Source organism: Neorhizobium descurainiae (assembly GCF_051400715.1).
Taxonomy (GTDB): Bacteria; Pseudomonadota; Alphaproteobacteria; order Rhizobiales; family Rhizobiaceae; genus Neorhizobium.
In genome coordinates this window covers 215,987-238,404 of sequence record NZ_JBLFFK010000003.1, presented here as the reverse complement: position 1 = coordinate 238,404, position 22,418 = coordinate 215,987, and the positions used below count along the sequence as shown (strand labels likewise).

Below are 22,418 nucleotides of genomic sequence, written 5' to 3'. Positions count from 1 at the left end.
CGGATGACAGCAAGCATGCGTAAGTTGACGGACTGGTTTTCAAGACGCCGATCGAACCAGGTGCCGGAGCCCCGCCGCCGCCGGATCGACCTCGGCTCGAACCCGCCCAACTATCCCATCTATGTCATCGGAGACATTCACGGCTGCATCAACGAATTGAAGCATGCCGAAGCGCGGATCGCCGCGGATATCCAGGCAACCGAACGCAGCGGGCTCGTCATCCTGCTCGGCGATTATATCGATCGCGGACCGAGTTCGCGCCACGTTCTCGAACACCTCATCCGGCCGAGCGAACTCGGCCTGAAAAGGCTTCCGCTTTGCGGCAACCACGACGACGTCTTTTTCCGCTTCCTGAGAGAGCCGGAGCTCTATGCCGAATGGCTGGGACTGGGCGGAGAGCAGACCCTCATCTCCTACGGTATCGACCTGCATCATCTGAGCTCCCGCCAGAAGGGCCGCAGCGCGAAGCTGAGCGAGCTTCTGACCGAGGCCGTACCGATGTCGCACCGACAGTTCCTCTTCGATCTGCCGATCTGTCTGAAAATCGGCGAGATGCTCTTCGTGCATGCCGGGATCAGGCCCGGAATCCCTCTCGATGAACAGGATGACGAGGATCTGCTTTGGATCCGGGAACCATTCCTTACGTTGGGGCCGCAGCTTCCCCTTCTCGTCGTCCACGGCCATACGCCGACCGCCGATCCAGATATCGGCCCCGGCAGGATCGGCATCGACACCGGCGCCTACTATACCGGCAGGCTGTCCGTCCTGAAGATGGACGGCGGGGAGGCCGCCATTCTGTAAAGCCGGTTCTCAGGACGGTTTTCGGGTGTACCACCACATCAGGACCGGCTTCGCCAGCGAGCCGAAAAGGCCGAGCGCCGTTATCGAAAATCCGAAATAGAGCCTCGGCGCGCCGCGATCGATTGCCCGGACGATCCGCTCGGCAACCGCCGGCGCGGTCCAGGGCGGGGCCTTCCCCATGAGGACCTGCGCCTGAGGCGGCCGTTTCGCCAATTCCCCTTCGAGCTGCGGCGTGAACGTATCGGGGGGAAAGCAGACGGAGATGCCAACGCCCGATCCGGCGGCCTCGAACGCAAGCGCTTCGACAAAGCCCGTCAGTGCCGACTTGGAGGCGCAATAGGCCGTATAGCCATGAAGACCGATCAGGGCGGCCCCGGAGGACACGATCATGACGCGGCCGCGCCCTCGCGCCTTCATGCCGGGGTAGACGGCCCTGACGGCATTGGCCGTACCCAGGAGATTGGTCGTCACCTGTGCGGCAAAGGCCTCGCCGGAAAGGGTTTCGAAAGTCCCCGGCTCGACGATGCCCGCCGAGGCGATCAGTACGTCGCAAGCTCCGAGCTTTGCCTCAGCACCGGCGATCGCGGCCGAGACGTCGGCATCGCGGCCCACATCGGCCATGGCGATATGGATATCCGTATCTTGGATACGCCCCGACGAAAGAAGTTCCCGGCGCGCGTTTTCCAGCTTCACGGGATCGCGGGCGACGAGCGTCAGACGCGCGCCGCGCGCCGCATAGAGTTTTGCGACCTCCAGACCGATCCCGCTCGATCCCCCGGTGACGATGACGTGCATGGCCCTACGCGTCCGGAGTTGGCGTTGGCGGTTCAGGATTTGCCGGTGCTCTGCAGCAGCGGCGAAAGCTGCATCACCTTTTCCATATCGAGCGACGCTAGGCCGAAATTGCGGTCCTGTAAATCTTTGAGCTTGCGGGCCGTGACTTCGACCGAATGGCGGATCTGCTCTTCCGTATGGTTGCAGGTGATGAAGAAGCGAAGCCTCGCCATGCCTTCGGGCACGGCAGGGTGGATGATCGGCAGGACGTTGATTCCCTCCCCCAGGAGATCGTTGGAAAGCTGCACGGCGCGCAAGGAATCGCCGACGATCACCGGCACGACGGAAAAGCCGACGCTCAAGCCCGTATCGAGGCCTGCCGCTCTCGCGCATTCGAGGAAGCGCGCCCCGTTGCGATGCAGTCTTTCGGTCCGCTCCGGCTCCGTGCTGAGGATATGCAGGCCTGACCGCGCCGCCGCCGCCAGGACGGGGGCCAGGCCGACGCTGTAGACGAACCCGCCGGCCTCGGCCTTCAGGATATCCACAAGTGCCTGGGAGCCGGCGATATAGCCGCCGCAGCTCGACGTCGTCTTGGAGAGCGTCCCCATCCAGATATCGACCTCGCGCGGATCGACGTCGAAATGCTCGAACGTGCCGCGGCCGTTCCTGCCGAGCACGCCGAGCGCATGGGCCTCATCCACCATGAGCCAGAAGCCGTAGCGGGAGCGCAATTCCAGAAGCCCCGGCAGATCGGCGATATCGCCGTCCATGGAATAGACGCCCTCGACGATGACCATGATCCGCCGGAAATCGGCGGACAGCGTGCCAAGCACGGATTCCAGGTTCTCGATGTCGTTGTGCCGGAAGAGCCGCCGCGTCGCGCCGGACTGCTTGATGCCGGCAAGCGCGCTGTTGTGAATGAATTCGTCGTGAATGACGAGATCCTGCGGTCCCATGAGACAGCTGATCGCCGCGACGTTCGTGAGATACCCGCTGACGAAACAGACCGCGGCGTCGACGCCGTAGATCGAGGCGAGGTCGGCTTCGAGTTCGGTATGCACCGGCCGCTCGCCGGCGACGAGACGGCTTGCGGAAGCGGAAATGCCGAACAGGTCGATCGCGCCCTTGGCCCTCTCCGCCGTCCGCGGATCGGTATTCGTGCCCAGATAATCGTAGGATGCAAAGTTGATGAACTCGCGCCCGGCCATCGTCGTGGTCGCCCCCGCGGCCCTGTCGTGGGAGCGATAGAAAGGATTGGCGACGCCGGTCAACTCGCCCGCCATACGCTGGAGCTGGACGCGCTGATATTCCGCAAGCTCATCGAAGCGCAGGGCCTGGCGTGCCGGCGGCTGCGGTTGCCGGTTCAGCCGTGCGGCGCGGTTGCGTCCGGATGATTCGCTTGCCCGGCGCATCTTGTCCAATAGACCGCGCTTTCCCTCAGTGCCCAGCCCAGAGGGAGTTTCATCATCCGGACCTTTGCTCATCACTGCGTCGCTGCTTTCTGCTGCTGGGAAACGGAATGGCTCTTCACGAGCCTGTCGACCACCGCGCTCTGAGCCGGGGCCGCTTCCTCGCTCTCGTCGTTATGCTTCGACACGCGCTCGCGCAGACGCGTGACGACGTCGCCGACGGTCGTGTCGTCGCCGACGCCGCTCAACGGAATATCGAATCCTGTCTTCTGCTGGAAGCCCATGCCGAGTTCCATCGCCATCAGGCTGTCGAGACCGATATCCTTCAGGATCTTGTCCGGCGTGATCGCCTCCTCCGTCACGCGCAGGATCGCGGCGATCTCGCCGGCGACCAGCTTATGGAGAATCTGCTGCGCCTCCTCCGCCGACTTCCCGCGGATCATCTCCTCCAGATCGATCGTATCGCCGTCGCTCGAAGCGGCATTGCTGCCGGCGTGGCGGATGATCGTTTCGAAGATCGCACCCTTGGCGACCGGCAGCATGCGCACCGCGCTCCAGTCGACCTCCGCGATCATCACGGCGGCCGCATCGACGCTGCCCGTATCGGCGACGATATAGCGCTCCACCTGCTCCAGTGCCTCGCGCGCCTTCATCGCGGTCTTGCCGATGCGCTTGGCGAGCATCTCGTTGACCTCGGTGTTGCGGGCGAGGAAACCCGTGTCGGCGATCGCGCCGAAACCGACCGCCAGGGCGGGAAGGCCGGCGGCGCGGCGGGCACGTGCCAGGCCTTCGAGATAACCGTTGGCGATGACGTAATTCGCCTGCCCCGGATTGCCGATCATCGTGGTCGCCGACGAGAAGAGCAGGAAGAGCTCGAGGTCGTCCTTTTTGGTCAGGCGATGCAGGACCTCGGCGCCCCTCACCTTCACATCCACGACCGGCTTGTTTCGCTCGGGCGTCAGGTTCGAAAGCAGCGCATCGTCGAGGACCATGGCCGCATGGATGACGCCCTTCACGGGACCTTCGGCCCGGAGGCGTTCCAGCAGCGAAGCAGCCGCCGCCTCTTCCGTGATGTCGCAGGCATGGACGGTCGCACGGACGCCCTTCTTCTGCCATTCGGCTATCGCGGCCTTTGTCTCGTCATCCGCCACCCCGCGGCGCGAGCACAGCGCGATGCGGCGAACACCCTTGGCGACCAGCCATTCCGCCGCCGCAAGGCCGAAGCCGCCGATGCCGCCGGCAATCAGGAAAACGCCATCCGCCGAGAAACGCAGCGGCTTGCCGGGTGCGGCCAAAACCTTGTCGCTGCCGATCGCCGGAGGCCGGACGACGATCTTGCCGATATGACCGGCATTCTGCATCAGGCGGAAGGCGCTGCCGATCTCGTCATGGCCGAAGGCGCGATAGGGAAGCGGCGTCAGCTTGCCTTCCGCAAACAGACGGCCGATTTCCGCAAAGATCTTCTTGGTGACCGCCGGCTGGCTGACCAGAAGCTGGTCGGCGTCGATACCGAAATAACTGATATTGCGGCGGAAGGGCCTGAGCCCGATCTTGCGGTCGGAATAATAGTCGCGCTTGCCGAGCTCGAGGAAGCGGCCGAACGGTTTCACGAGCTCGATGCTGCGTTCCATCGCTTCGGAGAAGAGCGAGTTCAAGACGAGATCGACGCCTTCCCCATTGGTGACGCCGCGCACGCGGGCGACGAAATCGAGCGAGCGGGAATCGAAGATGTGATCGGCGCCCAATGCTTCGAGGAAGCGCCGTTTTTCCACCGTCCCCGCGGTGGCGATCACAGTCGCCCCCTTCAGCTTGGCGATCTGAAGCGCCGCGAGGCCGACCCCGCCCGCAGCGCCATGGATGAGGATCGTCTCGCCCTTCTCGATATGGCCGAGGTGAACCATGGCGTAATAGGCGGTCAGGAAGGCAACCGGCACGGTGGCGGCGGCCGGGAAAGCCATCCGATCCGGGAATTTCGTGACACCGTCCCGGCGAACCCGGACATGGGTCGAGAAAGCGGCCGGCGCGATCCCCATCACCCGGTCGCCGGGCCGAAGGTCGTCCACAGCCGGTCCGACCTCGACCACGCGTCCGGCCAGTTCCATGCCGATCGTCGCGCCGGCAAAGCCGTCCTCCAGCGCCTCTTCGGGCAGCAGGCCCATGGCCCACATGACGTCGCGGAAGTTAAGGCCGGTCGCTTCGACGGCGATCACAACCTCGTCTTCGTTCGGAACAGGCAGGTCGCACTCTTCCCAGGCGATGCTGTCGACGCGGCCGGTGACGAACTGGCGGATGGTCGCAGCCTCGTAATCGGCGCGCGTGACGTCGGAGGACGGGAACGGGCCAGCGGCGGCGCGAATTTCCCGAACGCGGCCATCGACGATCATCCATTCGCGGTTGGCCGTCGGTGCGGAGGATATCTCGGCGAGAGCCCGCGACAGGGCAGTACCTTCGGTTTCGGCGTCCAGCAGGTGGACGTCGAATGCGTCGTATTCGTTCTGCAGAACGCGGGCGAAGGTCCAAAGGCCGGCACTGGCCTCGTCCGTCCGCTCGCCGGCAAGCGGCGAACCGCCGGGCGCCACGATGACGAGCCTCGGCCTGACGGCGGAGGCTCCCGCATCCCTGAGATGGGCGGAAAGTGTTTCCGCCAGGCGACCCAGCCGTGTGAGACGATCCTGCGTCAGCAGAGATGCATCGCGATCCCCTCTGCGTTCCGCGACATAGATCAATCGAAGCGGCCGGCCCCCGGTACTCTCGAAAGCTTCCGCCAGCGCTGCCGCGCCGGCTTCGATATCGACCGCCTCAACCTTTGCATCGCCAACCGCGATCGGGCGGTCGGCCCTTTCGGCAAGCACCAGGACCGGGCCGGCGGCGTCGTTTGCGGCAGCCTCTCGCGGCGAGGCCTTCGAAGCTGCGGCCGCCAGAATCAGCGCTCCGTGAGGATAAGCGCGCTCCTCCACGTTGGGCTTCGTGAAGCCGAGAGCGGCGATCAATTCCTCTACCTGACGGGCGGTGCCAAGCCGGCCGACCGGGAATTCCGCAGATTGGCTGTTTTCGAACCAGGCCTCCGACTGCCCGAACACGAAATCGTTGAAGGCCGACGGCGCGCGGTCGACAAAAAGCAGGGAAGCGCCATTGCCCGACGCGGCGCGGATTGCGGAACGGACCTCCTCATGGCTCGACAGGAGCTTCTGGCTCTGCGTACCGGCCGCGATCACCAGATCGGCGACCGGCTGCGCGCCGAGCTTGTCGATTTCGGGAAGAACCACGTGCACGTCCTGCTCGAAAGCGATTTCGAGCGTCCGGCGGACGCTTTCGCGCGGCTCGGCGATGATCAGCATCGCTCCGTTTTCCGCGGCGATCGCCGCCAGGCGGCGGCTCATGGCGACCGAGGTCGCGCCGGCTTCCAGGATATGGCGAATTTCACCCCGCCCCGCAGCAAGGGCCGTCTCCACGGCCTCAACCGCCGCAGCAAGGCGCCTCTCGGCGAGCGGCGAATGGACGAGGACATGGTCGAGCATCGCTTCGCTGGTCGTGTCAGCCCTTGCAGCCTTTTCGCCACCGTCGCGATGGGCTGCGACAGACAGACGTTCGAGCGCATCGCGATAGGCATTGTTGACCAGCACCGCCTCCGCGACGCGGCCGGCATCCTCACGATAGACTTCCTGCAGGATTTCGCTCACCGGCGGCAGCGTGAATTCCTGCGGGATATGCCACTCGTCCTCGTCCGCCGTGGCGATGCCGGCGTCTTCCAGGATGAAGAGGCAATTGGTGAGGAAGGAGCGGAATTCTCCGTCTGCGGGCAGGCGCCGGGCGGAAACGACACCCCTTCGGTCGGCGATCACCGCGGCGATCTCATGGCAGGCCCGGTAGATCGCCGCATCCAGAAGCAGCGTCGCGTTGTCGGAGGGCCTGGTCTGAGCAGCCCCGAACGCCGCCGAGATATTCGGCCGTATCTCCTCGCGGATGGAGAGAAGCGTTGCCGGCACGGTTTCGTAATGGAATGCGACGGACGCGAGCGTGTGGTGACGGCGGAGCGACGTGCGGCGGAAACGGCAATCGTCCAAGGTCGCGACGCAGGTCCCTTCCGCATCCAGCATCCGGAAGCGGACCTTGATGGAATAACCGCTGAACCGCTCGATCTCGATCATCGCGCGAGCGATCGGACCGCCCTTGCCCGAAACGCGGACCGAGCCGAACCGGACGGGGATGTAAGGCGCCCCGGCCTCGTTGCCGGAGAGCTGATCGAACAGCGCAACCAGACCATGGAATGCGGCATCCACCGAGAACGGGTTCAGGTTGTATTCGACATAAGGATGCGCCGGCGCTTCCGCGGGCTTCAGTTCCACCTCGACAAAGGTGCGCCCGACTGCCGTTGCCTTGGACAGGAGCTGGAAGCGCGGGCCGTATTGAAGGCCGAAACGCTCGGCCATCTCATAGGCCTCATCCGCGGTCACGACCATGCCCTGCCCTTCGGCGGGCCTTGCGATGGGCGCGTCGTATTCCCCCTCGATGGGACGGCGGCTGCGGGCAACCGCGTGCACCGTCCAATCGTCGTGGCTCAACCGCTCGCGCGACCGGATCTCGATATTGCCGGTTTCCGGCGACAGCAGGGTCGACAGTTCGACGATGCGGTCCTGGCGCAGCTCCAGCGGCCGGACGATCTCCAGATTGGAGATCTCGACTTCATCCGTGCCGTAATAACGCTGTGCGGCGGTCACCGCGATCTCGATGAAGCCGCTGCCCGGCAGAATGGCGCGCGAATCCACCACATGCTCTGCGAGATCGGGGAAAAGCCGCGCGTCGATATGGTTCTTCCAGTGCGACGCATTGGGATCGCTGCGCCAGCCGAGCAGCGTGTAGGGCTTCCTTCCGTTGCGGCCGAAGACGTCGATCTCGTCGGTCGTCGGCGGGCTTTTCATCTCCACCGGCTCGAACGGCAGGTTCGGCAGATCGACGAAGGCATTGCGCTTGCCGCTATGGCGCGACAGGAGCGGCGAAGCGCCATGCGCGACCGCGCGGGCGAAGGATTGCGCGACCGGATCCCTGCCCGGCACGGGCGTCTCGCGCTGCAGCGTCGCGGTGACGACGGCCTGCACGGACTGCTGCTTGGCGATATCGCTGAGATAGTTCGAGAGGATCGGCCGCGGCGAGATTTCGACGAAGAGATTGCAGCCCATGTCCATGGCGGTCTGCGCCGCGGCCTTGAACAGGACCGGCTCGCGGACATTGTGCCACCAATATTCGGCATCCAGGCCCCGGCCGTCCTGAACGGCGCCGGTCACGGTCGAAATATAGGTGCAGGTCCCCGCCTCCGGCTCGACCTGCGGCAGGTCGGCAAGGAAGGCGTCCTTCGCCGCATCGATGATCGGATGGTGGAACGGATAGTTGATGTCGAGAACATGGGCGACGATCTGCGCCTTGCGGGCAGCATCGCGGAACGCCTGTATTTCCTCGGTCGGGCCGGAAATCGTCACCGAATTCGGCGCGTTGATCGCCGCGATACAGATATCGTCGAGGCCGTTAGACCTGGCGAAGGCGAGTGCCGCCTCCTCGTTCAGGACAACAGCCGCCATCCTGCCCTGGCCTGCGAAGAGGTCCTGATATTTTGAGCGCTTGGCAACGATCGCGACCGCTTCGGCGGCGGTCAAGGCCTTTGCGGCATAAGCCGCCGCGATCTCCCCGACGGAATGGCCGAAAACGGCTTCCGGCCGTACTCCGAGGGCAACCAGGCAGTCCGAGAGCGAAGCCTGCATGGCAAACAGCAGCGGCTGGGCGATCTTCGTGTCGCCGAGCCGCAAGGCAAGGTCCGGCGAGACGATCAGATCGGTCAGCTTCTCCCCGAGATAATATTCGAAGAGCGCGCTGAAGGATTGGAAACACTGACGGAAGTGCCGGTTCTCCTGATAGGCCTCAACGCCCATGCCGGCCCACTGGGCACCGTTTCCGGAGAAGACGAAGGCGATTTTCGCGCTTTGAACCGGCGCTTCGCCACGCTCGCCTTGCGACGCCTCGCCCGCGAGATGGGCTTCGATCGCCGTCAGGACGCCTTCGCTGTCTCCGGCTTCGACTGCGAACCGGTGGCGTAACGCCTCCCGGTTGGCCGCCGCGGCGCTGACGATCCGGCGCGCTTCGGCCGGAGCCGCTACGGCAAGCCGGTTCCGGTAGTCTTCGAGGAGCCGCGACAGTGCGGATGCCGTGTGAGCGCTTGCGACGAACAGGGCGCCTTCGCTCTTCGGAGGATCGAGCGGTGCAACCCGTTCCGGATCGCTGATCACCACATGCGCGTTGGTTCCGCCGAATCCGAAAGAATTGATGCCCGCGAAACGAGCCTCCTTGGCGGGAAGCAGCTTTATCGCGGACGTGTTGACCCGCACGTTCAACCCGTCAAAATCAATATCCTCGTTGACCCTCTCGATATGCAGCGAGGCCGGCAGGAAATTGTTCTCGAGCGCGATCATCGCCTTCAGGAGGCCGAACAGACCGGAGGCGGGCTCGGTATGTCCGATATTCGTCTTGATCGAGCCGATCGGCACCGGCGCGCGGCGCCTCTTGCCGATCACCGTGCCGATCGCCCAGACTTCCGCCGGGTCGCCGACCCGGGTGCCCGTGCCGTGGCCTTCGATGAAGGCGAGACGATTCACGTCGATCTCGTTGTTCTCGTAGATCGAATGCAGGAGCTCCGCCTGGGCCTCTCGGGAGGGCAGGCTGATGAAGTTCGTGCGGCCGGAGGAGTTGACCGCGACCGCATGCAGCCGGGCATAACTGCGGTCCTGCTCCTGCCGTGCCCTGTCCGACCGGCGAAGGATGATGGCAACGCCGCCTTCCGAACGAACATAGCCGTGGCCGTTGGTGTCGTAGGCACGGCAGAGCCCTTCCGGCGACAGCATGCGCGCCTGCGCAAAGCCGACGAAGGATAGCGGGTGGACGAGCAAATTGACGCCGCCGACGATCGCGGTGTCGATATCGTCCCTTTCCAGAGCCGCGACGGCCTGGTCGAGGGCGACCAGCGAGGAGGAACAGGCCGTATCGATCGTCATGCTCGGTCCCTTGAGACCGAAGACATGCGAGATGCGGTTGGAGACGATCGAGAGCGTATTGCCCGTCATGAAATACGGGCTGCCTGCGGCCGGATCCTCGGAAATCAGATTGCCGGCCTCCAGGCTGGAGGCGCCGATGTAAACGCCGACCCGTTCTTCGGCGAGCTTGTTCACCGGCAGGTTGGCGTCTTCGAGCGCCTGCCAGACCAGATTGAGGAGAACGCGCTGCTGCGGGTCCATCTGCATCGCTTCGCGCTGCGACAGACCAAAGACAGCCGGATCGAAAGCGTAGATATCGTCGAGAACACCGGCGGCGAAGGTATAGGTCTTTCCGGGCACGCCCTGGGCCGGATGCCAAAAACGGGCGCTATCCCACCGGTCATCCGGCATCCGAGTGATTGTGCAACGCCCCTCGCTCAGAACCTTCTGTAGTTCCTGTACAGAATTTGCGCCTGGGGCAACGCTGGCCCTGCCGATGATTTCGATCGTCATGGTCGCTCGGTGTTCGTCACATCTATCCGTGGCAAGGTACTCGCCATCCCGGAAGATACTCTAACAACATACTTATCGAAGGTTGTCACGAAAAAATCTGCTTGCATTCGCACCTTCGCACAAAGACCAAGTCGCCACCGGATCATGCCTCGCGCAGCCAACAAAACTTCATCGAAAAGCTGACAGCCGAAAACTCCGGCCGGCGTGCGATACATCCAAAACCGCTCCGGCCCTTCCGGCTCAGTCGCTGATCCGCTCCAGGTTGTAGGCAACCCCGGCGCCTTGCGATGCGATGCCGAGCGGTGCGCCGATGAGCGTCAGGAACTTCCTGAGATCGACGGTGGTATGGCGAGACGCGTAGATCACGTCGCGATTCTTGACAGGGAATGTCTGTCCGACCAGCAAGCTGTCCGGATGCGTCATGTTGAAACTGTAGACGATCGGGTAACGCCCCTCTCTGTCCGGCTTCATTCCCTTGCTCAGGAGTTCGTTGAAGCGCTGCGTGCCGAGCAGGCCCATGACGATATCCGGCTCTTCGTAGCGGAAGAGGAAATAGCCCTTGGCATCGACCGCGGCGTCGTTGCCGCCTCCGCCAAGCGCCACGGCTTCGAGAAGATTGAGGTCGCTGGCGCCAAAGTTGATGCGGGCATTCGCCCTGACCGCGCCGAGCAGCGTGAAGGTGCGCGGATCGCGGGAAACGAAAATCTGATCCCCGGGCTGGACATAGATGTTCTCGCTCGGATTGCCGATGACCGAGGAGAGAAGCGCAGTGCCCGTCCTTTTGCCGCGCACAAGCGTGACATAAGTCTCGTAAGGCTGCCCCGTCGGGCCGCCGGCCTTGGCGATCACGTCCGTGATCTTCTCGCCCACCAGGCCAAGGGATACCTGCGAAGAGCTCCCCACGGCACCCGAAACCGTGACCTTGCGCGACGCCGTGTTGACGCTGGAAACGATGACATCGGGCTCGACCGCCTTGCTTGCCAGCGCCGACAGGATCGCCTGCCGCGCTTCCTCGAGCGTCCTGCCGGAAAAACGCACCGAGCCGACATAGGGGATCGCGGCGGTGCCATCCGGCTGCACGACGACATCGAGATTGGTCTGCTTCGATTCGGATGTGGAAAACAGGCCGTCGGCGCCTGCTTCGAAGATGCTGATCTTCAGCTGATCGCCCACGCCGATGACCACCCGTCCGCCACCGCCGCCGATTCCGAACCGGCGATTGAGAGCAGTCGCCACATAATCGGAAACGAGCTTCGCAGTCCGGTTGTCCACGTTGACGATGTCGAACACCGCCGCATCGATCCGGCCGATCTGGGCGGGGGATTGACCCGCAGCAGCCTTGATATCCGCCGTCAATGGTCCTTCACCGGGTACGGCCTGACAGCCAGCCAGAACCGCACAGATCATGATCGCAGTCACTCGAACCAAATTCGGCACTCCAAGTCCGGGCCATGTGCCTGCCGGGCGACATGACACCTCGCGTGAATCCAACCGCCTCTGAAAAGCACACCGGGCCTTCAACAACAAGCCGGATTGCAAGGAGCCCCCGAAAATAAAATTCGTGTGCGCTTTTAAGGCCATAGTCCAAGGCAGCCTAGTATTCCGAAGGGAACCTAAACAAGTTGAGTTAAATGCCTTCTAATGAATTTGGTTAACGGCGCCGTCCCCGCCCGATCCCGTACGAACATTCGCCGCCGCTTGAAATCCCGCTCTTTCTCCAACATCCTTCTCGCCGCCCGGCATGACCGGCATCGGCCACCATTCTTCCGTCGGAATTCGTCATAATCTCCCCTTGACCGGGCTGGCATGGAGCGGTTTCAGGTTGTCCGGTAGTATGTTATGCGCACTGCCGACCGCCGGACATTCCTCGATCGGAAATGGAGCCCATGCCGGAAGAGGAGGCAAACATTCTGACACCGATAGACCGGCGCCGCAGGCAGCGCACCGCGGCTCTCGTCTTCGGCCTTTTCCTTGCCCTCGTGCTGGCGGGGCTCGCGACGACCGTGCTCGCCGTCAACAACGGCCGGAACTATCAGCGTCTTGTCCGGCAGTTCGGGCTGGAGGACTATCTCCTTCCCGCATCGCCTCCCCCGAACCTGCGTATCGGCAGGCAAAAGCCGCAGCCCCCGGCCGGCCATTATCCGCCCTGGCTTCTCAGAGCCGGTCTCGAACGGAGCGCCGTCTTCGAAAGGGCTCTATCGCTTCCCGCCGAAGAACGCTGCGACCGGCTGGCGAACGAAAGAGGGATCGAGCCGACATTCACCAGCACCGATAATGCCTGGGAATGCCTGTTCTTCGAAGAATTCGGCGCCTCCGCCGAACCCGCCTCGCTCTTCGTTCAGGCCAGGGGTACGGAACCGGACGTCGTGCGCATCCTCCGGCTCAAGCTCAGCCTCATAGACCCCATCTTGGAACGTTCCGTGCTCGACGAGACGATCGCCGCCTTGCAGCGCTTCGGTTTGCCGATGACGCCGGAGACCAGAACCTATCTCGCCGACAAAATTCTCGCGCGCACGGACTTCACTTCGATCGCGGAGAATTACCGGATGACCTTCAGCCGGGAGATGACGGACGCGCGGCGATACAACCTGCTCATTCAGCCGGAGCCGCAGACGATCGCCTGCGGCGAGCCGCCGCCGATGCCGCCGGACAGGGGCAGTACGCCGATATACCACATGCCAGTCAGCTGCCTGGCACTGCGCGGCGTTCCTGCCCGGCCGCAGTCGTCCTCTTAAGCCCTCTCCAGAAGAACGAGGTCGAGGCCGTCGCCGATCTCGCGGCGGGCAGCCTCCACCAGGCTCATCTGGTGGGTGAAGAGCACGGTCTGGAACTTTCCACCCGCCGCGGCCAGGGTGCGGATGCCAGCGGCGGTCCGTTCGTCGTCGAAGGTCTGGAAAATGTCGTCGAGGATGAGCGGGGCAGGCTCGTTGCGGCTGCAATAATCTTCGAGGAAGGCAAGCCGCAGAGCCAGATAGAGCTGGTCGCCGGTTCCTTCGCTGAGGCCTGCGAGCGGAACCTGCTCACCGGTGTTCCGCTCGACGGCGAGCTGCAACTCGTCCGCTTCGTCGTAGAGCTGGACAAGACGCGAGAAGCGGCCGCCGGTGAGACCGGAAAAGACTTCTCCCGCGCGCTTCATCACCGGATCGGCCTGGCGTTCGCGATAAGCTTCCATGGAGCTCGCCAGAAGGCTGGACGCCAGCTTGAGCACCACCCAGCGCCGCGCAAGCTCCTTCGCCTCGGCCTCGGCGGCAAGCTTCTGGAACACCGCACGTTCGGCGCCCATGCCGGTCTCGAGCTCGCGGCGACGACGGAGATTGTCTGCCTCGGCGGTCCTGAGCGCGGAAATCCGGTCCACCTGGCGGCTGTCCTCCGCCTCCAGCCGCTCGATCTCCAGCCCGGCGGCGATGCGGTCGAAACCGGCAAGCGCGTCACGCACCTCCTCCTCGTCGGAGCCGTCCGCCTGTTCGGCGAACCGGGCGCGGCATTGCCGGAGGTCTTTCTCGATGCGGCTGCGCTGCCGCAGGCCTTCAAGCACGGCGTCGAGATCGGAAACGGGCTTCGAGACCGACGCGGCAAGCTCCGCGCGTTCGTTCCGCAGTTCGCCCGCTTCGGCGGCATGGCGCGCCAGGGAGAGTTCGGCACGCTCCAGCGTCGCGCAGAGCGTGACGCGCTGGTTCTCGGCGGTCTTGGCGGCCGCCGCCCTTTCGTTCAGCAGGCCCGCGGCCACGTCCGCTTGAACCGAGGCGAGATCATGCGCGACTTCGGCCGAAAGCTTCCGGATCTCTTCCTCGAACATCTCCATGTCGCGCACCATGCCGCGTACGCGACGGTCGCGGTTTTCCCGTTCGGAGAGGAGGTCGGGCACGATGCGCCAGACGTCCAGCGCGGCGAGCGCCATATCCACCGTCGCCTCCTCCGAAAGACCGGCAAGAACCGCAGCGCGGGCGAAATCGGCACGCCAGCGCTCGACATCGCGGCGCAGGCTGGTCTCGCGCTCTTCCAGCCGCTCCAGCGTCTCCTCGGCCGAATGGCGCTTGCCCTCAAGCGACCGGCTCTCGGTCCAGCGATCGGCAATCTCGCCGATCCGGCGATCGAGCGCACGGGCAAGGGCAAGCGGCGGCAGGGTTGCGGAGGCGAGGCCGATCGCGTCGGCGAGCGCCAGGAGAGCGGGCTTCAGCTTCTCCTCCTTGAGGCGCAGCGCGTCAACCCCGTCCCTTGCCTCGTTCAGCGCGTCCGACAGAAGGGAGAGCCCGTCGACCGCCCTGCGCCACTCGATCATCCGCTCTGGTGTCGAAGGAACCACAGGCGCGGCGTGGAAAAGGTCCTCGAATTCGGTGACGGCATCGGAGGCAGCGATCTCGGCCTCCTTCGCGGCGCGTTCGGCCGCCCCGATCGCCTGCGCCAGTTCCCGCTGCCGCAGCGTGAGCTGCGCATGGCGCGAGACCCGCTCGGCATCGGCAAGTGCGGCATCCGCCAGCCGATCGGCTTCGCCGATCGAGGTTTTCAGCTCGTCCAGTTTCCCGATGGAAGGCTTCGCCGCCAGCGCATCGAGATGTTCATCGCGCAGCGCACGGGCAGCCGTGATGTCCTCGCGCGAGACGATCCGCCCCTGCCCTTCCAGAGCCGCAAGCTGCCCGGCGATCGCTTCCGCCTCGTCGCGAAATGCCGCAAGCTTCTGCGCCGCCTGCGCGCTTTCCGCCTTGGCCGCATCGATCAGGCGGCGATGGTTCGTCAGCGTCGCAATGTCCGGCAGCGGCACGGAAAGAAGCCTTTCCACATCCCGGGCGGGCGGATCGAGACGGCCGGCGGCCATGTTGAAATTGGCCTCGGCCCTGGTCATCCTCACTTGGAGGTTTTCGAGGTCTCCGATTGCATTGATGTCCGGCCTCAGGGCCGCAAGCTGCTCCACCCAGGGCTTCGGGTCGATCAGGCGGCCATCCGCGCCATCCGCCTGCAGCCGACGCAGCGTCTCGCGCTCTTCCCCGATGCGCTGGCGAAGCTGCTTCAGGCTGCGGTCAAGCTCGCTTCCTTCGTCGATCAGCTTGCGAAGCCGGGCTAGATCAGCGTCGGCCGGTTGGGCGCGCTGCAGGTCTTCCGGCTTGGCAAAACCGAGCCGCCGCGCCGCCTGGGAAAGTCGCAGGTCGAAATCGTCCACCTCGCCCCGCACGCGGGCGATATCTTCCCGCGCCTTCAGGTAGGCGCCCTTTTCCGCATGGGCCGCGAGGATTTTGGGAGCCGCCGCGATCAGCGCCCCGTCCACATGCACGGCCTCGATCTCGTCCCCGAGCCGCTTTACTTCCGCCTCGGCCGCGCGGTGGGCCTCGGCATTCTGGCGGGAGGCATCGAGAGCCCTGGCAAGCCTCTCCTCGAAACCGGGCGGCAGCGCGGCAAATTCCGCATATTGCGCAAGAGCCTGCTGCTCGCGGTCGATCTCCCGCAGAACCGGCTCCAGCGCCAGAAGTTTTCGCAGGCCGTCGAGCGCGTGCTTGGCTTCCTGCCTTTCGGCCTGGACGGCCGCAAGCTCCGCCTCGATTTCCGCCCGCTCGGCGATGAGCTTCTTCCAGTCGCCGGATTTCAGCTCGTTGTCGCGCTCGGCCTTGCGGGCCTCCTCGTGCGTGTCGAGCACCTGATAGAAGAGCCGGTCCTTCGATTTGCGCTGTGCAAAGATGCCGTCGGCCTCCGCTTCGAACTGCTTGCGCAGATCGGAAAGTCCCGTGAGGCCGGAAGCGGCGGAGAACAGGAGGCTGCCGATCTCGCCGCCGCTCTTCAGCATGGTCTCCCCGCCGGCGCGCAGCGACGCGGAATCGAGGCCGAAGGCGCGTTGAAAGACGTCGCGGGAGAGCGTGCCGAGGAACGGCGCCAGCGCATCTTCCGGCAGCGCCTCCTCGGTCTCGCTTGCCGCAAGCAGGGTGTTCTTGCGGCCGCGCCGGCGTCGAAAGGCGAGTGTCTGGCCGTCACGCGCGGCGATCTCCGCCCCCACCCTCAACGAGGTCGGGTCGTGCAGGAAACTCATTTCGGCGGCATTGGGGAAACCGAAGAGCAGATCGGAAATCGCCGAGAGCGCTGAAGACTTGCCGGCTTCGTTAGGGCCGTAGATCACATGCAGCTTCGCATCCGGCCTGAAGGCGAGCGACCTGTCCGTCAAGGCGCCATAGCGGAGGATATCGAGACGGTTGAACCGCATCAGCCCCTCGCCGCCCGCGACAGCAGAAGGTCGCGCGCTTCGTCGAGCAGCGCTTTCGCATCGTCTCCGAGCGCCAGTTCGCCCGCGCCGATGCCGCCCGGCAGGCGGGCGGCGATCTCGGCGATCCTGGCATTGGCATCCGCCAGCAGTTCCGGTGGGAAATCCCCCATCGGGATCAGCCCTTCGAGGCCGAGCATGTCGGCCGGTGCCGCGGCCCCCGCCGTTTCCGGCTCCACCCGCACGTCCAGTTTTTCGAGCCAGATATCCTCATGGCAACGGTGGCAGGCGGCCTGCACCTCGTCGCGGAAATCGTCGGCGCGCGCCATGAGTTCCTTGCGGAAACGGCTTCTGCCGGCGAGCCGGATGCGCAGCGCCAGCGGCCTGCCTTCCATTCTCTCCGCGACCGCTTCCAGCGCGCCCTCCAGCCGGCGCAGAATGGCCGGGATATCGTCGTCCGGCTCCACCGTGACGGCGAGCTCGGCGAACCGGGCGCTGTCGGTGATGATCCGCTCGTGGGTTACGCGGCCGTCCTCGACCGTCACCAGAACCGCGCCCTTCGCCCCCTGCTCGCGGATCGAGCGGCCCTGCAGATTGCCCGGGAAAACGACCAGCGGCTCCTCGGCGACGATCTCGAAATCATGCACGTGGCCGAGCGCCCAGTAATCGTAGCCGCGCGAGCGCAGGTCCTCGACCGAGCACGGCGCATAGGGCGCATGCGGCTCGCGGCCGGTGAGCGAGGTATGCAGCACGCCGATGTTGAACCAGCCGGCCTCCGGCTTCGGATAGGCCAGCGCCAGGTTTTCGCTCGCGGAGCGTTCGGCAAAGCCCTGGCCGTGGAGCGCCACCTTCAGATGCTCCAGCTTGAACGTGCCGGGCTTGCTGACCGGGAACTCGCTGACGTTCTTCGGCAGGGTGATGGTCTTGGTGATGACGCTTTCGGCGTCGTGATTGCCCTTCAGCAGGAAGACCGGGATGCCGGCACGCTCCAGCCGCGCCACTTCGCGGTTGAAAAACAGGCCGATCTTGTTGTCCTTCCAGTCGCCGTCATAGACGTCGCCGGCGACGATGAAGAAATCTATCCTGCGCTCGACCGCCTGGTCCACCAATGTCGAAAAGGCTTTGCGGCTCGCCTCGATGAAGAGTTCCGCGATTACCGGATCCTTCAGCGCCAGCCCCTGGAAGGGACTGCCGAGATGCAGATCGGCAGCATGGATGAAACGGAAGGACGTCATTGATTCGCTTGTTTTGATTGCCCGGCTTGAACATGTGTTTTAGGCAAATGCCGGGCAAGGCGGAAGCGCCGCCTGTGGATAGATCGGAGGACATCATGAGACAGCACGCGTTCGGACGCACTTCCTTCACCGTCAGCGAGATCGGCTTCGGTGCCTGGCAGATCGGCGGCGCCTGGGGCGACGTCAGCGAGGCGGACGGCCGGGCGGCGCTGGAAGCGGCGCTCGACGCCGGCGTCACCTTCATCGATACGGCGGACGTCTACGGCGACGGCCGCTCGGAAAAGATCATCGCCGGTGTGCTGAAATCCCGGGGCGGCGCCCGCCCTATGGTCGCCACCAAGGCCGGCCGGCGGCTGAGCCCGCATGTCGCCGACGGCTATACAAAAGCCAATCTCGAAGGTTTCATCGACCGCAGCCTCAAGAATCTCGGCGTCGACAGCCTCGACCTCGTGCAGCTCCACTGCCCGCCGACCAAAGTGCTCTATCGTCCGGACGTGTTCGGCGCGCTGGACGATCTGCGCCGCGCCGGCAAGATCAGGAATTACGGCGTCAGCGTCGAGAAGGTGGAGGAAGCGCTGAAGGCGATCGAATATCCGGACGTCGTCAGCATCCAGATCATCTACAACATCTTCCGCCAGCGCCCGGCCGACCTGTTCTTCAAGGAAGCGAAGCGCAAGAACGTCGCCGTGATCGTGCGCGTGCCGCTGGCAAGCGGCCTGCTCTCCGGCAAGATCACCCGCGACACCGCCTTCGCCAAGGATGACCACCGCCATTTCAACCGGCACGGCGAGGCGTTCGATGTCGGCGAGACCTTTGCCGGCGTGCCGTTCGAGGTCGGCCTCGAAGCGGTCGAGGAAGTCCGCAAGCTGGTGCCGGCAGGCGCCTCGATGGCGGCCTTCGCGCTCAAATGGATCCTGATGAACGAGGCGGTCACCGTCGTCATCCCCGGCGCCCGCAACGCGGCGCAGGCGAAGGGCAATGCGGCAGCCGCCGATCTTGCCGCCCTTTCCGGCGACGTGATGACCGCGGCAAAGGAAATCTATGCGCGGCTCATCGCCCCGCATGTGCATCAGCGCTGGTAGGAATTTCCGCGATCCGTATGGAGACAAAAACCGGAGCATTCGGAACCATGGACGAGATTGCGAAACCGCCGGTCGAAGCCGAACAGGCATTGCTGGCCGCCCGACAATGCCTCGGGGACGCGATCGTAGCGGCTTACCTCCACGGCTCGGCGGTGTCGGGCGGCTTGCGTCCGCAGAGCGACGTGGATCTGCTTGTCGTCGTCGAACCGCCAACGACGCACGAACTGCGGGCGCACCTGACGCGCGCGTTGATGAAGATTTCGGGACAACCAGGCAGGAGCGGTGACCGGCGCCCTTTGGAACTGATCGTCTTCCGCCGTGCCGATCTCTCCGCCTCGCTCTTTCCCGCCCGGAGCGAGTTCGTCTACGGCGAATGGCTGCGGGACGAATTCGAAGCCGGGATCGTGCCCGCCCCCTCGTCGGACCCGGAGTTCACTCTCCTGCTGGCTCAGGCAAGACGGGAAGCAAAGCCGTTGATCGGTCCCGATCCCCATGAGCTCCTCCCGCTTATCCCCGAGGCAGACATACGCCGCGCGATCGGGGCAGCGCTCCCGGCGCTGCTCGGCACGCTCACGGGTGACGAACGCAATGTCCTGCTCACTCTGGCGCGGATGTGGCGAACGTTGACGACGGGCGACTTCGTTCCCAAGGACGTCGCAGCCGAATGGGCCATAGAGCGCTTGCCTACCGAGTCCGGCACATTGATCGCCCATGCCCGGGAAGCCTATCTGGGCATGGTCAACGACGATTGGCGTACCCGCCAGGACGAGGTTCGCAATGTCGCGGACGAATTGGGCCGGCACATAGCTACATTGCTAGATTGAGAATCTGCAGACATCGGGACCCATTCACAACTGAGGCAGCAACCTTTCTTTCGTCATGCTCGGGCTTGTCCCGAGCATCTGCAAACCGGTGACGTTTATAGATCCTCGGCACAAGGCCGAGGATGACGCCGAGCAAAACACGAGGTTTGTCATCAAGCAGAGGCCGGGCGATGCCCGGCCTCTTCATTTCAGTTGCTGGCAACCTTAGTTGGTGACCTTCAGCTCGACCGGGAAGAACAGGGTCTCGCCGGAGCTATCGTCCACACCGTCGTTGTCGGTCACCGCGAAAGCCTTGCCCGACTTGTCGAAGGTGAAGCCTTCGAGCTTGTCGACGACATAGCCGTTCGTCGCGGACTTGAGGTCCGGGATGAAGTCGTGCACCTCTTCCTTCTTCACGAGCGGCAGCTCGCCGCCGAGCTTGCCCGGCTTCAGGTCGGCGATCGCGACACGATAGAGCTTCTTCAGCTTGGCATTGTCGCCGATCTGGTTGTCGCGCTCGATCAGGTAGACATGATCGCCATGAGCGGTGATTTCCGAGAGGCCGACCCAGCCGGCGTCGGCCTTCTCGATCGGATAGCGGACGGCACCCCATTCCTTGGTCTTCGGCTTGTAGGAGACGAGCTTCACGGTGCCCTTCGGATCGTCCTTCCACTCGCGCTGGATCGCCATCCAAAGCGTCAGGTCGTCGCCGGAGCCGATCGTCGTCACGCCTTCGAAGCCGAAGCGGGTCTCGCCGGCAAGCAGTTCTGCCGGCAGGCCGATCTCGGCCTTGATCTCGCCCTTGGCATTGACGTTGTAGAGGCCGTGGCCGACGAGCTTGGCGGAGTCGCCTTCGGAGGCGAGCCAAAAGCCGCCCTTGCCGTCGAGCGCGATGCCTTCGATGTCGAGCTTCTGCGCCGCCTGGCCGTTGCGGGTCACGCGCACCACGCCGGTGATCTCGGCCGGCTTCTTGGTGGTGTCGATGGTGAAGATCGACGGCTGCATGCCGTAGACGCTATCGCTGACGGCATGGAGGATGCCGTCCTTCTCCGCATCGCCGACGAGACCGGAGAGAGCGCCCCAGCCGAGCACCTTGCCATCGACATCGTTGGAGACGAGCATCGGGTAGTTCGGCTCACCTTCGGCGAGCTCGTAGATCATCACATGCGAGCGGGCGAGGCCGTCCTCGCCGAGGTCTACCTCGTTGGCGGTGACAAACAGGTTGCGGCCGGGAATGGCGACCGCGCCTTCCGGCGAAACGCCCGACGGCAGGATCTGGGTCAGTTGCGGCTCTGCGCCGGTGTCCTTGTAGACGCCGACGACCGAGGCGCGCTCGGACAGGATGAAGACGTAGTTCTGGCCGTTGAAGGTGGCGAACTCCATGCCTTCCGGCTCGATGCCCTTGGACTTGGCGCGCGGCTCCGGAAAATGGCCGATGCGGGCGATCTCCCGTTCCAGCGAGGCGCCGGATTCATAGAGGACCTTGCCGGTGCGGTCGAAGATGGTGAAGCTGCGCGAACCGCCTTTCCAGTCGCCTTCGTTGGCGACGACGAGGCGGTTGTTGTCGAGCCACTTGATGGCGTCCGGCTCGCGGACCACGCCTTCGGCCTTGCCGGTGAAGGAGAGCTGGCCGTCCGTCTTGTTGTCGATGCCGTCCAGATCGGCCTTGCCGGCGGAGAAGTGACCGACGACCTTGGCCGTCTTGCCGTCAACGATGGCGATATGGTTGTTCTCCTGCAGGGTGACGGCGATCTCGCCGGCATCGTTGATGGCGACGAATTCCGGCTCCGGATCCTCGGGCGCCACTTCGGCAATCCCGGTCAAAGCGACATGCTTGATCGAGGCGCAATCGGCGATGCCGTCCTTCAGCGAAACGATGACGAGGTCGCCGGCCGGCATCTGCGGAATGGCGCCGTCGTTCACGTCCTCGTCACGCTCGTTCTCGATAGCGATCGCGGCAAAGGTCTTGTCCTTGGAGACGGCGACCGAATCCGGCTGGCCGCCGAGATCGCAGGTAAGGTCCACCTTCTTCGTGGCGAGGTCGACGACGGCGAGCATGCCGGACGGCTTGGCCTTGCTTTCGCTGGTGTTGACGGCAGCGAGAACCTTGGAACCGACAGAGGCCACCGAGGTCGGCTCGCCGTCGAAGCTCAGCGCCCCGAGCGCCTTCGGGACCCTGGGATCGGTGATGTCGATGAAGCCGATCGCGCCGAGCGGGCTGTCCGAATAGATGAGCGTATTGCCGTCTTCGCTGGCGGTGACGATCTCGGCAGAGGTGGTGGTGAGCTTGTCCTTGCCGGCGGGAAGATTATTGGCGACGGGGAAGGATGCGATGCGGTTGAAGACCTGCTCTGCGCCGGCAGGCGTTGCGACCGAAGCGAGAAGCGCCGCCGTCAGCGCGGCGTGAATACGGAATGTCATAGGAGCCCTCCTGTCCATGAAACCACAGGTGGCTTTTGAGCCACGGGTATGACAGGCGGATGACAGTTTTTCCACGTTAGAACTGTCTAATCAGCCAGGAATGAAGTCCGGGCGAAAGCATTTCTGTGCGGAAATGAAAAAGGCTCGGGAATGCCCGAGCCTTTCGAGAGCGACAGGTTGCCC

General features: G+C 64.4%; 11 protein-coding genes. 4 read left to right on the top strand and 7 right to left on the bottom strand.

Annotated elements, in window-relative coordinates:
* Nucleotides 1-15 precede the first annotated feature (15 nt).
* Nucleotides 16-801 carry a metallophosphoesterase family protein gene (locus tag ACMGE0_RS07810; RefSeq protein ID WP_436815303.1) on the top strand — a complete coding sequence of 262 codons (786 nt, stop codon included), beginning with the start codon at nucleotides 16-18 and terminating at the stop codon, nucleotides 799-801.
* Nucleotides 802-810: 9 nt separating this feature from the next.
* Here the strand turns inward: ACMGE0_RS07810 and ACMGE0_RS07805 are convergent, their stop codons facing one another.
* From ACMGE0_RS07805 to ACMGE0_RS07790, 4 genes are all read right to left on the bottom strand, one after another.
* Nucleotides 811-1,596, bottom strand: coding sequence for an SDR family oxidoreductase (locus tag ACMGE0_RS07805; protein WP_436815302.1), 786 nt, complete (start codon nucleotides 1,594-1,596; stop codon nucleotides 811-813).
* Between the two features lie 32 nt (nucleotides 1,597-1,628).
* Nucleotides 1,629-3,059, bottom strand: a complete 1,431-nt coding sequence (locus tag ACMGE0_RS07800) for an aminotransferase class I/II-fold pyridoxal phosphate-dependent enzyme (protein ID WP_436815301.1) — start codon at nucleotides 3,057-3,059, stop codon at nucleotides 1,629-1,631.
* Nucleotides 3,059-10,513, bottom strand: coding sequence for a type I polyketide synthase (locus ACMGE0_RS07795; protein WP_436815300.1), 7,455 nt, complete (start codon nucleotides 10,511-10,513; stop codon nucleotides 3,059-3,061). The genes ACMGE0_RS07800 and ACMGE0_RS07795 overlap by 1 nt, the downstream gene beginning before the upstream one ends.
* Before the next feature lie 240 nt (nucleotides 10,514-10,753).
* Nucleotides 10,754-11,941, bottom strand: coding sequence for a polysaccharide biosynthesis/export family protein (locus ACMGE0_RS07790; RefSeq protein WP_436815299.1), 1,188 nt, complete (start codon nucleotides 11,939-11,941; stop codon nucleotides 10,754-10,756).
* A gap of 458 nt (nucleotides 11,942-12,399) precedes the next feature.
* On the opposite strand from ACMGE0_RS07790, the gene ACMGE0_RS07785 reads away from it, so the two are divergent.
* Nucleotides 12,400-13,248, top strand: a complete 849-nt coding sequence (locus ACMGE0_RS07785) for a DUF6030 family protein (protein WP_436815298.1) — start codon at nucleotides 12,400-12,402, stop codon at nucleotides 13,246-13,248.
* Here the strand turns inward: ACMGE0_RS07785 and ACMGE0_RS07780 are convergent.
* Together ACMGE0_RS07780 and ACMGE0_RS07775 are read right to left on the bottom strand one after the other, a co-directional pair.
* Nucleotides 13,245-16,697, bottom strand: coding sequence for an ATP-binding protein (locus ACMGE0_RS07780; RefSeq protein WP_436815297.1), 3,453 nt, complete (start codon nucleotides 16,695-16,697; stop codon nucleotides 13,245-13,247). The genes ACMGE0_RS07785 and ACMGE0_RS07780 overlap by 4 nt on opposite strands.
* On the bottom strand, nucleotides 16,697-17,929 hold the full coding sequence (locus tag ACMGE0_RS07775; RefSeq protein ID WP_436815296.1) for a metallophosphoesterase family protein: 1,233 nt from the start codon (nucleotides 17,927-17,929) through the stop codon (nucleotides 16,697-16,699). The genes ACMGE0_RS07780 and ACMGE0_RS07775 overlap by 1 nt, the downstream gene beginning before the upstream one ends.
* Nucleotides 17,930-18,024: 95 nt before the next feature.
* Here ACMGE0_RS07775 and ACMGE0_RS07770 point away from each other — a divergent pair, with 95 nt between their 5' ends.
* Nucleotides 18,025-19,011 (top strand): aldo/keto reductase, encoded by a 987-nt coding sequence (locus tag ACMGE0_RS07770; RefSeq protein ID WP_436815295.1) that lies wholly within the window; start codon nucleotides 18,025-18,027, stop codon nucleotides 19,009-19,011.
* A 47-nt stretch (nucleotides 19,012-19,058) separates the two neighbouring features.
* The gene (locus ACMGE0_RS07765; RefSeq protein ID WP_436815294.1) at nucleotides 19,059-19,835 is read left to right on the top strand and encodes an aminoglycoside adenylyltransferase family protein; all 777 of its coding nucleotides are present in this window, start codon (nucleotides 19,059-19,061) and stop codon (nucleotides 19,833-19,835) included.
* 204 nt (nucleotides 19,836-20,039) lie between these two features.
* Here the strand turns inward: ACMGE0_RS07765 and ACMGE0_RS07760 are convergent, their stop codons facing one another.
* On the bottom strand, nucleotides 20,040-22,235 hold the full coding sequence (locus ACMGE0_RS07760) for an esterase-like activity of phytase family protein (protein ID WP_436815293.1): 2,196 nt from the start codon (nucleotides 22,233-22,235) through the stop codon (nucleotides 20,040-20,042).
* Between the last annotated feature and the right edge of the window lie 183 nt (nucleotides 22,236-22,418).

Coding starts and splice junctions, on each gene's coding strand:
- ACMGE0_RS07810 (WP_436815303.1), top strand. CDS start 16: ATGCGTAAGTTGACGGACTGGTTTTCAAGACGCCGATCGAACCAGGTG.
- ACMGE0_RS07805 (WP_436815302.1), bottom strand. CDS start 1,596: ATGCACGTCATCGTCACCGGGGGATCGAGCGGGATCGGTCTGGAGGTC.
- ACMGE0_RS07800 (WP_436815301.1), bottom strand. CDS start 3,059: ATGAGCAAAGGTCCGGATGATGAAACTCCCTCTGGGCTGGGCACTGAG.
- ACMGE0_RS07795 (WP_436815300.1), bottom strand. CDS start 10,513: ATGACGATCGAAATCATCGGCAGGGCCAGCGTTGCCCCAGGCGCAAAT.
- ACMGE0_RS07785 (WP_436815298.1), top strand. CDS start 12,400: ATGCCGGAAGAGGAGGCAAACATTCTGACACCGATAGACCGGCGCCGC.
- ACMGE0_RS07780 (WP_436815297.1), bottom strand. CDS start 16,697: ATGCGGTTCAACCGTCTCGATATCCTCCGCTATGGCGCCTTGACGGAC.
- ACMGE0_RS07775 (WP_436815296.1), bottom strand. CDS start 17,929: ATGACGTCCTTCCGTTTCATCCATGCTGCCGATCTGCATCTCGGCAGT.
- ACMGE0_RS07770 (WP_436815295.1), top strand. CDS start 18,025: ATGAGACAGCACGCGTTCGGACGCACTTCCTTCACCGTCAGCGAGATC.
- ACMGE0_RS07765 (WP_436815294.1), top strand. CDS start 19,059: ATGGACGAGATTGCGAAACCGCCGGTCGAAGCCGAACAGGCATTGCTG.
- ACMGE0_RS07760 (WP_436815293.1), bottom strand. CDS start 22,235: ATGACATTCCGTATTCACGCCGCGCTGACGGCGGCGCTTCTCGCTTCG.